At 64.9% G+C, this 13,302-nt stretch carries 11 protein-coding genes; 4 read left to right on the forward strand and 7 right to left on the reverse strand.

Going from position 1 to position 13,302, the window contains the following annotated elements; genetic code table 11:
* Window positions 1-66: 66 nt before the first annotated feature.
* Complete coding sequence (locus tag R4I43_RS03545) at window positions 67-1,308, reverse strand: glycosyltransferase family 4 protein (RefSeq protein ID WP_324264044.1); 1,242 nt, start codon at window positions 1,306-1,308, stop codon at window positions 67-69.
* A gap of 334 nt (window positions 1,309-1,642) precedes the next feature.
* Here R4I43_RS03545 and wecB point away from each other — a divergent pair, with 334 nt between their 5' ends.
* Window positions 1,643-2,752 (forward strand): non-hydrolyzing UDP-N-acetylglucosamine 2-epimerase, encoded by a 1,110-nt coding sequence (gene wecB / locus R4I43_RS03550; RefSeq protein WP_324264298.1) that lies wholly within the window; start codon window positions 1,643-1,645, stop codon window positions 2,750-2,752.
* A 586-nt stretch (window positions 2,753-3,338) separates the two neighbouring features.
* Entirely contained in the window at window positions 3,339-4,442 is a 1,104-nt protein-coding gene (locus R4I43_RS03555) for an LCP family protein (protein WP_324264045.1), read from the forward strand.
* A gap of 1,058 nt (window positions 4,443-5,500) precedes the next feature.
* On the opposite strand, the gene R4I43_RS03560 is transcribed toward R4I43_RS03555, so the two are convergent.
* Together R4I43_RS03560 and R4I43_RS03565 are read right to left on the reverse strand one after the other, a co-directional pair.
* A complete protein-coding gene (locus tag R4I43_RS03560) occupies window positions 5,501-6,148 on the reverse strand; it encodes a CoA transferase subunit B (protein ID WP_324264046.1) in 648 nt (215 codons plus the stop codon).
* 9 nt (window positions 6,149-6,157) lie between these two features.
* Complete coding sequence (locus R4I43_RS03565; RefSeq protein WP_324264047.1) at window positions 6,158-6,871, reverse strand: CoA transferase subunit A; 714 nt, start codon at window positions 6,869-6,871, stop codon at window positions 6,158-6,160.
* A gap of 146 nt (window positions 6,872-7,017) precedes the next feature.
* Between R4I43_RS03565 and R4I43_RS03570 the strand changes: the two genes are divergently transcribed.
* Window positions 7,018-7,794 (forward strand): IclR family transcriptional regulator, encoded by a 777-nt coding sequence (locus R4I43_RS03570; RefSeq protein WP_324264048.1) that lies wholly within the window; start codon window positions 7,018-7,020, stop codon window positions 7,792-7,794.
* Window positions 7,795-7,995: 201 nt separating this feature from the next.
* Here the strand turns inward: R4I43_RS03570 and R4I43_RS03575 are convergent, their stop codons facing one another.
* Window positions 7,996-8,973 (reverse strand): class I fructose-bisphosphate aldolase, encoded by a 978-nt coding sequence (locus R4I43_RS03575; protein WP_324264049.1) that lies wholly within the window; start codon window positions 8,971-8,973, stop codon window positions 7,996-7,998.
* A 528-nt stretch (window positions 8,974-9,501) separates the two neighbouring features.
* Between R4I43_RS03575 and R4I43_RS03580 the strand changes: the two genes are divergently transcribed.
* Window positions 9,502-10,086: a TetR/AcrR family transcriptional regulator gene (locus tag R4I43_RS03580; protein ID WP_324264050.1), complete on the forward strand. Its 585-nt coding sequence runs from the start codon at window positions 9,502-9,504 to the stop codon at window positions 10,084-10,086.
* Between the two features lie 137 nt (window positions 10,087-10,223).
* Here R4I43_RS03580 and R4I43_RS03585 read toward each other — a convergent pair whose 3' ends face one another.
* The 3 genes from R4I43_RS03585 to R4I43_RS03595 all read right to left on the reverse strand — a co-directional run bounded on the left by R4I43_RS03585 (window position 10,224) and on the right by R4I43_RS03595 (window position 13,075).
* A complete protein-coding gene (locus R4I43_RS03585; protein WP_324264051.1) occupies window positions 10,224-10,514 on the reverse strand; it encodes a LytTR family DNA-binding domain-containing protein in 291 nt (96 codons plus the stop codon).
* A 398-nt stretch (window positions 10,515-10,912) separates the two neighbouring features.
* Window positions 10,913-12,598: a PQQ-dependent dehydrogenase, methanol/ethanol family gene (locus R4I43_RS03590; protein ID WP_324264052.1), complete on the reverse strand. Its 1,686-nt coding sequence runs from the start codon at window positions 12,596-12,598 to the stop codon at window positions 10,913-10,915.
* Window positions 12,599-12,613: 15 nt separating this feature from the next.
* Window positions 12,614-13,075, reverse strand: a complete 462-nt coding sequence (locus tag R4I43_RS03595) for an MSMEG_3727 family PQQ-associated protein (protein WP_324264053.1) — start codon at window positions 13,073-13,075, stop codon at window positions 12,614-12,616.
* Between the last annotated feature and the right edge of the window lie 227 nt (window positions 13,076-13,302).

Here is a 13,302-nt window from a genome sequence, read left to right on the forward strand (position 1 = left end):
AAGGCCGGAACGGCCTGGCCTTGTCCCTCGTGCGGTGAGCGAATTCCGAGCACCTTCACACGTGCGCTACCGCCGCAAAGCGAAGATCACGGGATGAGCATCAGTTTGATTCGACCTAAGCTGCTGGTCGAGGACTGATTGCAGGCGTCGAGCCTGAACTGTTCGCGATTTATGTGTGCGCATGTACTCCACTGCGTTCTTGCGCATACTCGCGATTTGAGACTCGTTTAGTCCCGCCAACTCGCGGATGCCGTCGGCAAGGGAATCAGGGGAGACGCCGATACCAGCCCCGGACATGCGGGCGACCGAACTTGGTTCACCGACGACATTGGTCACCACCGGCACTCCTGCGGCCAGGTAATCGTAAAGCTTGTTGGGGCTGCCGCCTGCGCGGAACACCGCCAAATCCGCAAGAACATGTAGGCCGATGTCCGCGCCGTTGAGGATTCCCGCCAGTTCGGATTTCGGCAACATGTCGAGAAAATGCAGGTTGGACAGTCCTCTGCTGCGCGCCTCTTGGACGAGTCGGGCCTTTTCCATGCCGTCGCCGATTAGCACGAAGGTGTGTTCAGGAAGTTCGGCGGCTGCGTCCAGCACTGCCTGGACGTTATTCGCCGCACCGTGCGCCCCTGCGTACACGACTAGTCGACCATGTACTGGCACCCGCTCACGCAGGGGGACGTACCTTTGATCCGGCCTGAAATCATCCGGTTCAGCCCCGTTGCTGATCGTTGTTACGCGGCGAGGGTCGACGCCGTCCCGCTCGAGCAAGGGACGCCAGCCGTCGCTCACGATCACGATGTGGTCAGCTCGTCGGTAGACCCAGCGCTCTAGGAGCGAAAGCAACCGGTGAGCGACCGAGCCTTCACGCAGATGCCCGGTCGCCACCAGAGACTGCCGCCAGAGGTCGCGGACTTCCAAGACGAATCGGGATCGCCGCAGCCGACTAAGCATCCAACCAGCAAGGGGCGTCAGCATGTGTGGGGACGAGGCATAGATGACATTTGGCCGTTGGCACCGGAGGCCGACCCAAACGGCGCCGGCGCAATAGCTTACCCAGTTGAGGATGCGCCGGCGGTCATTCCTTTCGTAATGACTCACGCGAACGGTGGTGAACCCAGCTTCGTCGGTGGAAAAGCTCCGGCAAGTGTATAGATCCCGATCACCAGCGATGATCCGGAAGCGCCAACCGCGCAGCCGATCGAACAGCTCAATGTGACGCGTCCCCCCCGTCTCGCTGCGTGGCTTTGCAAACTGGTTGAGCACCAAGACGCTGGGATTCAGCTGCTTCATCAACACCTCGATCACCGAACCGGAGAAAAAGATCTACATAATTCAGGACGCCCCGAGAGGGGAATTTCCGCGACCGACGGAGGCGCGGAGACGCCATCGAGATCCGAAGTCGCACCGCATACGGATCCGATTCGCCGGACAACACGGAATGCTAATCCCCAACGCGACTGCTGGCACTCCTTGCCGGGCATTAGAAGCTAAGTCCACCAGATTGTGCGGTGAAAGGGACTCGCGATTTTTTCGGGAACGCTCGGATGTATCGCCCGATCGGAGGTCCTTTGGCTCCTAGGCGTGTCGTCCTTGATACGAGTGCACTGGCCCTAGGGATACTCCGTACGTGATTCGAATAGTGTGCGTCGCAGGTGCGCGTCCCAACTTCATGAAGGTCAAACCGGTCATGGACGAGCTTGAGGCTCGCGGGGCCGAGTGCTTCTTGGTACATACAGGTCAACACTACGACCGCGCAATGAACGAGATCTTCTTCAAGGAACTTGACCTTCGGAGTCCTGATCACTTCCTGGGCGTGGGGTCGGGCACCCACGCCCAGCAAACAGGTCTGACGATGCTCGCATTCGAGCCCCTGGTCACGGAACTGCGGCCCGACCTTGTTGTTGTTTTCGGTGATGTCAACAGCACGCTGGCCTGCGCGTTGGTCGCCGCCAAGATGGGCGTGGCCGTTGCGCATGTGGAGGCGGGCCCTCGCAGTGGCGATTGGAGCATGCCAGAGGAGGTCAACAGGGTCACTGTGGACCGAGTCAGCGACTACTTGCTCGCTCCGTGTGAAGACGCGGTAGCGAACCTCCGGGTCGAGGGCTACAGGGACGAACGGGTGCACCTCGTCGGTAATGTCATGATCGACACGCTGCTCGCGAACGTGGATAGCGCGCGCAAGCGTCCGGTCCTCGAGAATCTGGGAATCTCTAGGGGCGCCTTCGGACTGGTAACACTTCATCGGCCAGCGAACGTCGATGACGAGCATGTGCTTCACGGGTTGCTGAAAGCACTCGCGGAGATTGGCCAAGAACTGCCGCTGGTTTTCCCGATGCACCCACGGACCCGCGATCGGTTGAAACAGCACCTTCCACCTGGCGTCTTGACGATCGAGCCGCAAGGGTACCTGGATTTCGTGTCCCTCGAAGACGGCGCTGCTCTGGTCCTCACCGATTCTGGCGGAGTGCAAGCAGAGACAACAGCGCTAGGGACACCCTGTCTGACACTTCGCAACAACACAGAATGGCCCAGCACCGTCGCGGAGGGAACGAACCAGCTAGTCGGGTGTGATCCGGGTCAGATCCTCTCCTCTGCACGTGAGCTGATCAAGCACCCTCCGCCTCCTCTTCGACCCGCGCTATGGGATGGCCGTGCGAGCAAGCGTGTTGCGGACGTGCTGATCTCGGACCAAGCGGCGCCACAGGCCGGTTCACGCGGTTCAACTGGATGCGACGCCACCAGTCGGTGAAGATGACCAACCTGCCCAGCCCTTCGGTGGGAGATAACCCCACTTTGAACAGGGCCTGGTGCAGTCGAGTCCCACTCGAGGCGACGGAGTTCACTGTTTGGGGTGAACATTCTCCAACCAACCATTGGCTCCGATCGGTGGGGCCCGGGTCGAGGACCCGTGAAGCTTCGATCGGCGCAGAGATCCGATCGTCAGCGACGTCCTGAGACGCTTACCGCGTTGGCCAACAACCCGATGTGTCGGTACCGCCGGATGCCGCTGCCGCTTGGCGAGCGGAGTACGGCTGCCCAAAGTTGCCGCGATCGCGATAGCCGCCCGACCTAACCGGCACGGTGACGAGTCACCAGGAAGCAGGAACTTCCCATCGCCGCACCCAAACGCAGTACAGCGCGACGACCATCCGTCGCGCGCTTCCTTCCTGGGTTCTGTAATTTGCGCAATCATTCCCCCCTTCGGCAGAAGTGGTGGAAACTTCGAATGATCGGCACCGATCGATGGTGACGGTCATTCACGTGGTCAGCTCGCTTCCCAGCGACAACAAGAAGCGAAAACCGGGATAATCAACGGCTGGAACGGTGCGCAAACCGTGAAACTCACTCGCAAATCCGGCAACGAGATGCTCAACTTGCCGCACGATGATACGGCTTCGCCGAGACTACAGAGGCGGCGCGCACGACAGGCAGTCATCGCCTCACTGACGGCACTGCTTCTGCTCGCAGTCCTCGCGGTCAGTGCCTTGTTCGGGATCAGCGAGCACCTTGCGCAACGCGTGCAGCGCGTTCCTGATGTCTTCAACGACGTCCCCGCATCTGGCCGACCAGTCCAAGAGCACCCGGCCGACAGAAGCATCACCTTCCTCCTCGTCGGAGCCGACAACGGGACCGCGGAACACACGTCCGGAAGTGCGCCGAACACGTCGGCGTCGACCGGCAATCAGCGTAGCGATGTGATCATGGTTGCTCGGCTGTCCGCAGATCGGCGCAGCGCCCTGGTCGCATCCATCCCGCGAGACAGCTGGGTCGACATTCCCGGGCACGGCAAGGGAAAGCTCAACAGCGCCTTCGCCCTTGGCGGGCCGAGCCTGCTGGTGCGCACGTTGGAACAGTTCACCGGAGTTCGGGTGGATCACTATGCAAACGTGGACTTCGCCGGCTTCCAAGGCGTGATCGACGCGCTGGGCGGCGTGGATGTCCCTGTATCTGACGCCACCTCGACCGTCACATTTCGAGGACCTGTCAACTTCACGAAGGGCATCAACCACCTCGACGGGCACGCCGCTCTGGCATACGTGCGCCAACGACACGAGTTGCCCCGTGGCGATCTGGATCGGGTCGAGCGGCAGCAAAACCTTGTCCGCGCGTTGACGAGGAAAGTCGCCTCCAACGACATCTACACCGACCCACAGCGAGCGTATGAACTGCTCCAATCCCTAACTCGCATGGTGCGCGTGGACGCGACGCTCACCAATGATGAGCTCCGCTCCCTCATGTTGGGAGTGCGTTCAATGGACACCGACGCACTCACTTTGCTCACCGCCCCGATCGCCGGCGTCGGTGAGGAGGAAGGGCTTTCAGTGGTCCGGCTCGACACCACGCGCGGCGCCGAGTTCTGGCGAGCTTTCAAAACGGGCTCCGTCGACCACTACCTCAAGGCCCATCCTACGGATACACCGCCGAAGACACCGCGATGAGTGGAAGAACATCAACTTCGGGTGCGTTGCACGCCGGCAGGCTGAAGGACGACCACCGCGGATGTCCCTTCGCTGTCCGACGTATTCGCACCGTTCGAACGCGCCTGGCACAACATCGCTCCACAAGCCTCCATGCCGCTGGTGGCGGGGAAGTGGGACACCGGGCGTTCGAAGCCGAGCCCACCCCGCGGCACATTCCAGACGATGCCTTCTTCCAGGTCTCGCCCGCGTTGCGCAGCACGCTAGGGCGAGCTGGTCGGCGCCACGCGGACCCGCGACGAGCTACACCGGTGGAAGGTCAACAACTCGCTTCCCTCCACGGCACCCCATGGTGACGATCCGGTCCTCATCCTGAAGTTCAGGAACGCGATCTTCCGGTTCGGGGCCACTCTGACCGCGGCTAGATCAACAACGTACGAGAGCGCCCGTTTCGCTGCGCTCCACGCTGCCCCGGAAGCCTTATGGAGCACCGCCACATGGCAGTTGGCGGATTGAACCAGTCACTCCCCCGCTCGATCATGGGCGAAGTCGCAGACTACGGGGCCTGCACTGCTGGACGTGTACGGCTTGCACCTCCTGATCGGAGCGATCCCGAAGCCCTCACCGGAAGAGATCGATGAGCTGTGGGGTCGCGCTCCTCGGCTCGTCCCTAACCTTGAGCGTGGATAACCTGCTCCTCGGTACGGAGCTGGTCATTTTTCGGATGAGTTCCGTTGAGCGTCGCCGTGATGTTCGGAGCTAACCCCCGGGATGTCACTGGCCGGAATGTGTATCGGACCGATGCGCCACGCGTTGGATCCCCACCCCTCCACCTACCGAGCAGACTCTCGCTCGTTGCTGCAGCAATCGTCCTGCCGATCGTGTCTCTACGGCAGGCAAGTCTCAACGTGGAGCTATCCCGCTGACCTGCGCGGTCAGCGCGGCCGACTCCATCAGCAAGCGGCCTTCGAGTTCGTACCCGAGCTTGCAACGGGGCGTGTCAACCTTTTCACAGTAATGTCGTGCCGCGCCTCCTCCGTCGGGCTCACCGGCAAGGCCAGGGCGTTGGTTACCTGCCGTCAGCTACACCTCTTGAGTGGCTGCCGGATCGGGGCTGCGGTCTTGGCCCGCACCTCGGCCTCGGTGACGCCGGGAGCCGGTGAGACCAGGTGCAGGCCGTCGGGGGTCACGTCGAGCACGGCCAGGTCGGTGATGATCCGGTTGACCACTCCTGCTCCGGTGAGCGGCAGCGTGCAGCGCTCGACGAGTTTCGGGCTGCCGTCCTTGGCGACGTGGTCGGTGAGCACGACGATGCGGCGCGCACCCACGACCAGGTCCATCGCTCCGCCCATGCCCTTGACCAGGGAGCCTGGAATCATCCAGTTCGCCAGATCGCCGGTGCTGCTGACCTGCAGCGCACCCAGCACGGCGATGTCGATGTGCCCACCGCGCATCATGCCGAACGAGGTGGCCGAGTCGAAGAAGCTGGCACCGGCGTTGACCGTGACGGTCTGCTTGCCCGCGTTGATCAGGTCGGCGTCCTCCTCTCCCTCCCACGGGAACGGGCCCACGCCGAGGATGCCGTTCTCGCTCTGCAGGGTCACCTGCACGCCCTCCGGAACGTGGTTGGCGACCAGGGTCGGGATCCCGATCCCGAGGTTGACGTAGTCGCCGTCGCGGAGCTCGGCGGCGGCGATGGCCGCCATCTCGTCACGAGTCCAGCTCATCTGCTGCTCCTAGTTCGTCGAGGCGGTGGCCGGGTTGCGCACGGTGCGCTTCTCGATGTCCTTGACCCGTGGCCTGGCCGCCACCAGGCGGTCCACGTAGATGCCTGGGGTCACGATCCGCTCGGGATCCAGGTGCTCCTCGCTGAGGTGCTCGACCTCCACCACCGCCACCCGCGCGCAGCCGGCCACTACCGGGTTGAAGTTGCGCGCGCTGGCCCGGTAGACGAGGTTGCCCGCCGGGTCAGCGGTGTGGGCGTGCACCAGCGCGACGTCGGCGACGATCGCCCGCTCCTGGACGTAGCTCACCCCGTCGAACTCGGCCACCGGCTTGCCCTCGGCGACCGGGGTGCCGACTCCCGCGCGGGTGTAGAACGCCGCGATGCCCGCGCCACCGGCCCGCAGCCGCTCCGACAACGTCCCCTGGGGTGCGAACTCCACCTCCAGCGTGCCGTCCAGGTACTGCTGGGCGAACAGCTTGTTCTCGCCCACGTAGGAGGCGATCACCTTGGACGCCTGCTGGTTCTCCAGCAGCAGGCCCAGGCCCTTGCCGTCCACGCCCATGTTGTTCGACACGACCGTCAGATCCCGGACGCCGCTGTCGCGCACGACCTCGATCAGATCGTTCGGAACGCCGCACAGGCCGAACCCGCCCACGGCGAGCGTCATCCCGTCGGCGAGGACACCCGCCAGCGCCTCCGGCGCGCTGCCACGCAGCTTCGACACCTCATCACCTCTCCCACGTCCAACTCGCGGACGCCGAGCAGTAAAAGCATCGAGCTTCGTCCACCGCAAGATTCGGGCCTGATCCGCTCGCTCACCGACCGACAGGAGGCGCTTGCGTTCACTCAGTGGACGCTACGATGACCGCCATGAGCGACGGCCCCAACGCACTGGTCAGCAAGATCGGCGCTGTGCTGCGCGCGCTGTCGGCGAAGAACGCGGCCGGCGCGACCACGACCGACCTCGCCCGCGACACCGGACTCCCGCGCCCGACCGCGCACCGGCTGCTCAGCTCGCTGGCCGAGGAGGGCTTCGTCGACCGCGACCCCCGCACCGGCAACTGGTTCCTCGGCCCCGAGCTCTACCTGCTCGGCCAGACCGCCGGAACCCGCTACGACGTCACCCACCACGCACGCGACAGCGTGCACCGGCTGGCCGCCAAAACCGGTGAGAGCGCGTTCTTCTCCGCCCTGCGCGGCGAGGAAACGGTGTGCCTGCTGCGCGAGGACGGCGACTTCCCCATCCGCTCCTTCGTGCTCTACGAAGGAGCCCGCTTCCCCCTCGGAGTCGTCTCCGCAGGCCTGGTCCTGCTCGCCTTCCACGACGACACCGACATCGACGCCTACCTCGACCGCACCGACCTCACCGCGCTCTGGGGCCCGGACCACTCACCCGAGGCGATCCGCGACCGCATCGCCCGCACCCGCCACCGCGGCTACGCGCTCAACCCCGGCCTCGTGGTCGAAGGCAGCTGGGGCATGGCCGCCGCCGTGTTCGACCACACCGGAAAACCCGCCTGGGCACTCACCCTCACCGGCATCGAATCCCGCTTCAAGCCCACCCGCCAACCCGAACTCGGCGCCCTCCTCCTCCACGAAGCCCACGCCCTCACCCGCCAGCTCACCACCACCGCGCGAACTCGCTAATCCATTGATTTCATTCGACACTGAAGCAATAGAGGTGATGAAGCATGCAAACGAGCCGATCGGACCGGCACGTTGCGCCGGTCCGATCGGCTCGTCCGGGTCTCACGCCACCCGGTGTGGCTCGCTGGGAGCCTTCAACTCGCCACGGGAGTCCCGCACCCCCTGGCCAGTTGCTGCCGCGCCCGCGCGCGGCCCCTGCTCTCAGCGCGCCGCGGCGTTGGCGACGGCACGCACGGAAAGCGCCCGCTGGGCGTCCTTCCACTTGCCCTCCTCGCCCCGCCACGTCTCCAGGGCCGGCCCGACCAGCGCTCGCCCGAAGGAATAGGTCAGCTCCCACGGCAGCTCGCCGCAGTTCTGCATCGCCCCGAGGTGGCGGGTCGCCGTTTCCGGGCTCTGACCACCGGAGAGGAAGGCGATGCCCGGCACCGACGACGGCACCGTGTCGCGCAGGGTGTCCACCGTGGTCTGCGCGACCTCCTCCACTCCCGGCTGCTCCGGGCAGTCCTTGCCCGCCACCACCATGTTGGGCTTGAGGACGATGCCGTCGAGCTTCACCTGCATCAGGTCGAGCTCGTCGAACAAGGTCCGCAGCACCGCCCTGGTCACCTGCTGGCACTGCGCCAGCGAGTGGTCGCCGTCCATCAGCACCTCGGGCTCCACGATGGGCACCAGTCCCCCTTCTTGGCACAGACCGGCGTACCGCGCCAGCGCGTGCACGTTCGCGCGCACCGCCCGCTCGGTGGGCTGCCCCTTGCTGATCGTGATCACCGCGCGCCACTTGGCGAAGGTCGCCCCGAGGCTGACGTACTCGGCGACGCGTTCGCGCAAGCCGTCGAGGCCTTCGGTGACCTTCTCGCCCGGAGCCCCGGCCAGCGGCTTTGCCCCCGTGTCGACCTTGATCCCGGCGAGAATCCCCATGTCCGCGAGCGCATCGGGAAAGCTCCGGCCGTCCGAGAGCTTCTGACGCATGGTGTCGTCGGCCAGGATGATTCCACTGATCGACTCGGCCAGGTCAGGAGTGGTGACGATCAATTCCCGATAAACGCGCCGGTTCTCGTCAGTGGCCTTCACCCCGACGCCTTCCAAGCGCGAAGACATCGTTCCGATGCTCTCATCGGCCGCGAGCACGCCGCGCCTATTCGAAACAAGCGTGTTGGCGATTTCAGTCAAGGTCGACATTTTCTTTACGCCTCCTAGCGCGCGGTATTTCAAACCGGGCGGCCGGTTCAGAATTGCTGACCACCCAATGCTCAAGCAAAGGTCCAAGCGAGCCGACTCCTGCAGTCGGCCATCACCTCGAGGTCCAAGCGGTGGCTGTCTTCGGGGCCAGGCCGAACGCGGGAGATTCGAATCCATCCTGGACAACTCGCCAGCTCCGCGCCGCCCTTCCTCAGCCCTGCGGTTCTCATCCACATCTAGGACGCATACCGAGTAATCAGGCTGCACGGATCTGTACGTCCAGTCAACGCAATCGGCACGAAACGCCAGCCTGGTGGCACGAACGGTCCCCACATTCGCCCGGGTGGATCCATTCCGCCATCGCACCCCAACACCAGTCGCAGATGTGGGAGGCGCCGATCCTGCACAAGGCTGGGACGAACAACCGAACCCATTGCGCGCGAGCCCATTGCACAATCCCGACCACGCGGTTAGTCTGGCCTAGATCATCAGATTCAACAATTCCTTACTCCGACCAGGAGTGCGTCTGTGTCACCAACGGAGCACGCTGAGAACAAACGAGAACTCATCATCAAGGAAGCCTCGCGGATGATGTACGAGCGCGGCACCGGACTGGGGGTGGACACGCTCGTCAGCGAGATCGGCGTCGCCAAGATGACGCTGTACAAGCATTTCCCGACCAAGACCGACCTCATCGTCGCGTGCCTGCACCATCTGGACGATTGCCACCGGGCGCGCTTGAGCGGAGACGTCGACTGGTCATCATCACCCAAGGAGCGCTTGCTCTCGGTCTTCGACTCGCTCCGCGAGTGGTTCGCCTCGCCCTCGTTCCGAGGCTGCGCCTTCGTCAACGCGACGGTCGAACTCGCGGACACCTCACCGCAGGTGCGAAACGCGGTGCGCGAGCACAAGAACGCCATGCGGGCGTGGGTGGTCAAACTCGTGGAGGAATGCGAGTTACCCAACGCGCACTTCGTCGCAGGCCAAATCGCTCAGCTGATGGAGGGGGCGACCACGACCGCCCTGCTCGAGCGCGACCCCGCCGTCGCCGACATCGCACAAGCCACGGCTCTGCAGGTCCTGGAGAAGGCCAAAGAGGCCACGACGCGCTGAGAAGCCTTCTCGTCGAGCCGCTCCCAGAGAGCCCCCGAAGGCGGCCGGAGATCGACAAACGGTCCGAGCGCGAAGGGTTGCGCGCACTCGCGTGGCGGGCCGGACGAGTCCGGCCGCAAGTGCGCGCATCGACGATCTCACAGGCCCAGCGCTTCGGTGACGAACTTCGCCCGTCGACGAGACACCGGCACGATCCCGCCGTAGTTCTCGACGGTCAGCTCGAGCTCCCCTCCGTCCTTGCGCGACACCTCCCGGACACGGCTCAAGTTCACCAAGTAGCTGCGGTGAACGCGCACGAAGCCGCATTCCGAGTACTTGTCGTCGATGTTGTCTATTCCGTCCGTCGCGCACCGGAACCGCCCGAGGTCCGTCCTCAGCCACACGGCCCTTCCGACGGCCTCGGCCACGATCACCTCGGCGATGTCCAACAGGACCTGCCGGTCCCCTTTGATCCCGACAACACGTCGCGTCGACCCCAATGCATCCTCCCGTAGCATTGTTTCGGAAGCCACTCGCTCGTCCGGCCCCGTCCGGGCGGTGATGCCCGCAGCCGTCCCTTCAACGGTGTTTCCGTTGGTGTTCCTCGGATTTCGGTGGTCGCACCAGGACCGCGCGCAGCGGTCCCGGCCGGCCACCGCGGGCCTCGCCCGATGAACCAGGCGCTGCAACCGGGTGATTAACGCCTTCGCCATCAAGCAGCCGCGAGGCCCGCGAGACAGGAGTCATGGCTAGGACGGAGACCTCCGGGCGGGTGGTGCTGCGCCATGCGCTCGCACCCGACCGGAGGTCTCCCGGCTTCACACCGTTGAACGGCGCTGGACCCCGATCAGTCCGGCAGCGCGAACACGATCAGCGCGCTGCCGTGGCCCGCGCCGAGCATGCCCGGGATGATGCCCTCGAGCCATCCACCCCAACCGACCGGCACCGCGACGTACTGCTTGCCGTCGACCGAGTAGGTCATCGGGCTGCCGTGGTGACCGCTACCGCACTGGAACTTCCACAGCTCCTCGCCGGTGCGGGCGTTCAGCGCCAGGAACTCGCCCGTCGGGGTGCCGGTGAACACGACATCCCCCGCGGTGACCAGCACCGACGAGGCCATCGGGTGCGGGTTGCGCCAGCGCCACTGCTCCACGCCGTGGGAGTCGAACGCGCTGACCGACCCGGCCATGTCGTCGATGTCCACCTGCACGGCGGCACCCCAGTAGGGCATGCCCTCCTTGAACTCACGACGACGGCGGGTGGCCGTGGCGCCCACGTCGGCGACCGGCACGTAGAACAGGTCGGTTCGCGGGCTGTAGGCCGCGTGCGTCCACTCCTTCGCCCCAGCCGGGCCGGGGTAGAAGTGGACGGGCTCGCCCTCCTTGTCCGGGTACTTCCGGGGAGTCACCTTGCCGTCGCGGGTGATGGTGCCCCAGTCGATGCGGTCCACGAACGGCGTCACGTGCTGCAGCTCGCCGTTGGTGCGGTCCAGGACGAAGAAGTACCCGTTCTTGTCGAAGTGGCCGAGGAGCTTCTTCCCGTCCCGCTCGAACAGGGTCATCTCCATCGTGGAGTCGTAGTCCCAGAGGTCGTGCGGGGTGAACTGGTAGTGCCACTTGATCTCGCCGGAGTCCACGTCGACCGCGACCACGCTGTCGGTGTAGAGGTTGTCGCCCTCGCGGACCGCGCCGTCGAAGTCGGGCGCCGGGTTGCCGGTACCCGCGTAGTACAGGTTCGTCTCCGGGTCGTACGTACCGGTGACCCAGTGGTTCGCACCGCCGCGCGCCCAGCTCTCACCGTCGGCCGGCCAGGTCTCCGATCCCGGCTCACCCGGCTTCGGCACGGTGTAGCAGCGCCAGCGCTGCTCACCGGTCTCCAGGTCCCAGCAGTCGATGTGACCGCGCACGCCGAACTCGCCGCCGGCGCTGCCGGTGATGAGCGTGTCCTTGACGACCAGCGGAGCCAGTGAAGCGCTCTCGCCCGCGCGGACGTCACCGATGGTCTTCTCCCAGACCTTTTTGCCGGTGGCCGCGTCCAGCGCCAGCAGGTGGGCGTTCGGGGTCACGAAGTAGACCTTGCCGTTGGCCACCGCGGACCCGCGGTTGACGTTGCCGCAGCACAGCGAGACGTCGAAGGGAACCGCGTGCTTGTAGCGCCAGAGCTGCTCGCCGGTCTTGGCGTCCAGGGCCCAGAACCAGCCGTCCCAGCCGGTGACGTACATGACGCCGTCCACGACCAGCGGACAGGTCTCGAACGCGTAGGTCGAAGCACCGGCGATCTGACCCGAGGTCCCCGCCTGGAAGATCCAGGCCGGCCCGAGGCGCTTGACGTTCTCCGTGTGGATCTGGTCCAGGAGGCTGTACCGCTTGCCGTCGTAGTCGCCGTAGTAGGTGATCCAGTTGTGCGATTCCGAGCGCGCGTTGAGGATGCGCTCGTAGTTGATGTTGTCGGCGACCGCGGGTGCGGTGCCGGAGACGGCGCTCAGCGCTCCGTGGTCGATCGCCTCACCGGCGTCCACGTATTCGATCGTCATCAGTTGGTTCCTTTCCTACCGGCGCGGCTGGTCGGGGCGGTCGAGGCGGGCTTCCGGCGGCACTTCCCCCAGGACGACGATGGCGGCGGTCAGACCCCGCCCCTCGTCGTTACCGCCCGGCGAGCTGTACCAGTAGTAGCCGGGACCATCGAGGTTGATCTTCGCCCGGCCCTTGGAGTGGTTCAGCAGCCAGATGAACTTCTTGTCGCCGTTGCTCGGCAGCAAGCAGGCGTGGGTGTTCTTGTCGTCGTTGATGATCGTCAGTTCCAGATCACCACCGTGGGGAAGGACCAGGATCGCGGGATCCCAAGCGATCTCGTCCTCCTTGATCCGAATGGTCGCCTCCATCGTGCCGTCCGCCCGCTCGGTGGCCCGCTCGATGCTGCCGGTTCCGAGCACACGACCGATGGCTGCGGTGTTCTGTGCGTCCAAGCCGAGCTCGCTCAGCAGGTCTTCGCGCTCCTGAATCGTCGTCATCGGACCTCACCTCCTCATTTCGAATCCACGTCCGGATCGCTCAGGTCTGGGTCGCTCGCGAATGGGTCCGCCTCAGCCGCAGACGAAGAGTTCCCATCGCTCAACACCACCGCAGACGCTGCTTTTCACCGAGGACAGCAACGGCAGGCGTGCGAACACGCCGGTTTCACCGGGACTTCCCTCGGCCATCTCACAGAAAGGGACGAGATCAGCTGCACTGATCGAAA

The sequence above is a fragment of the Saccharopolyspora mangrovi genome (genome assembly GCF_035320975.1).
GTDB lineage: Bacteria > Actinomycetota > Actinomycetes > Mycobacteriales > Pseudonocardiaceae > Saccharopolyspora > Saccharopolyspora mangrovi.

Coding starts and splice junctions, on each gene's coding strand:
- R4I43_RS03560 (WP_324264046.1), bottom strand. CDS start 6,148: ATGAGCTGGACTCGTGACGAGATGGCGGCCATCGCCGCCGCCGAGCTC.
- R4I43_RS03575 (WP_324264049.1), bottom strand. CDS start 8,973: ATGTCGACCTTGACTGAAATCGCCAACACGCTTGTTTCGAATAGGCGC.
- R4I43_RS03595 (WP_324264053.1), bottom strand. CDS start 13,075: ATGACGACGATTCAGGAGCGCGAAGACCTGCTGAGCGAGCTCGGCTTG.
- R4I43_RS03570 (WP_324264048.1), top strand. CDS start 7,018: ATGAGCGACGGCCCCAACGCACTGGTCAGCAAGATCGGCGCTGTGCTG.
- R4I43_RS03590 (WP_324264052.1), bottom strand. CDS start 12,598: ATGACGATCGAATACGTGGACGCCGGTGAGGCGATCGACCACGGAGCG.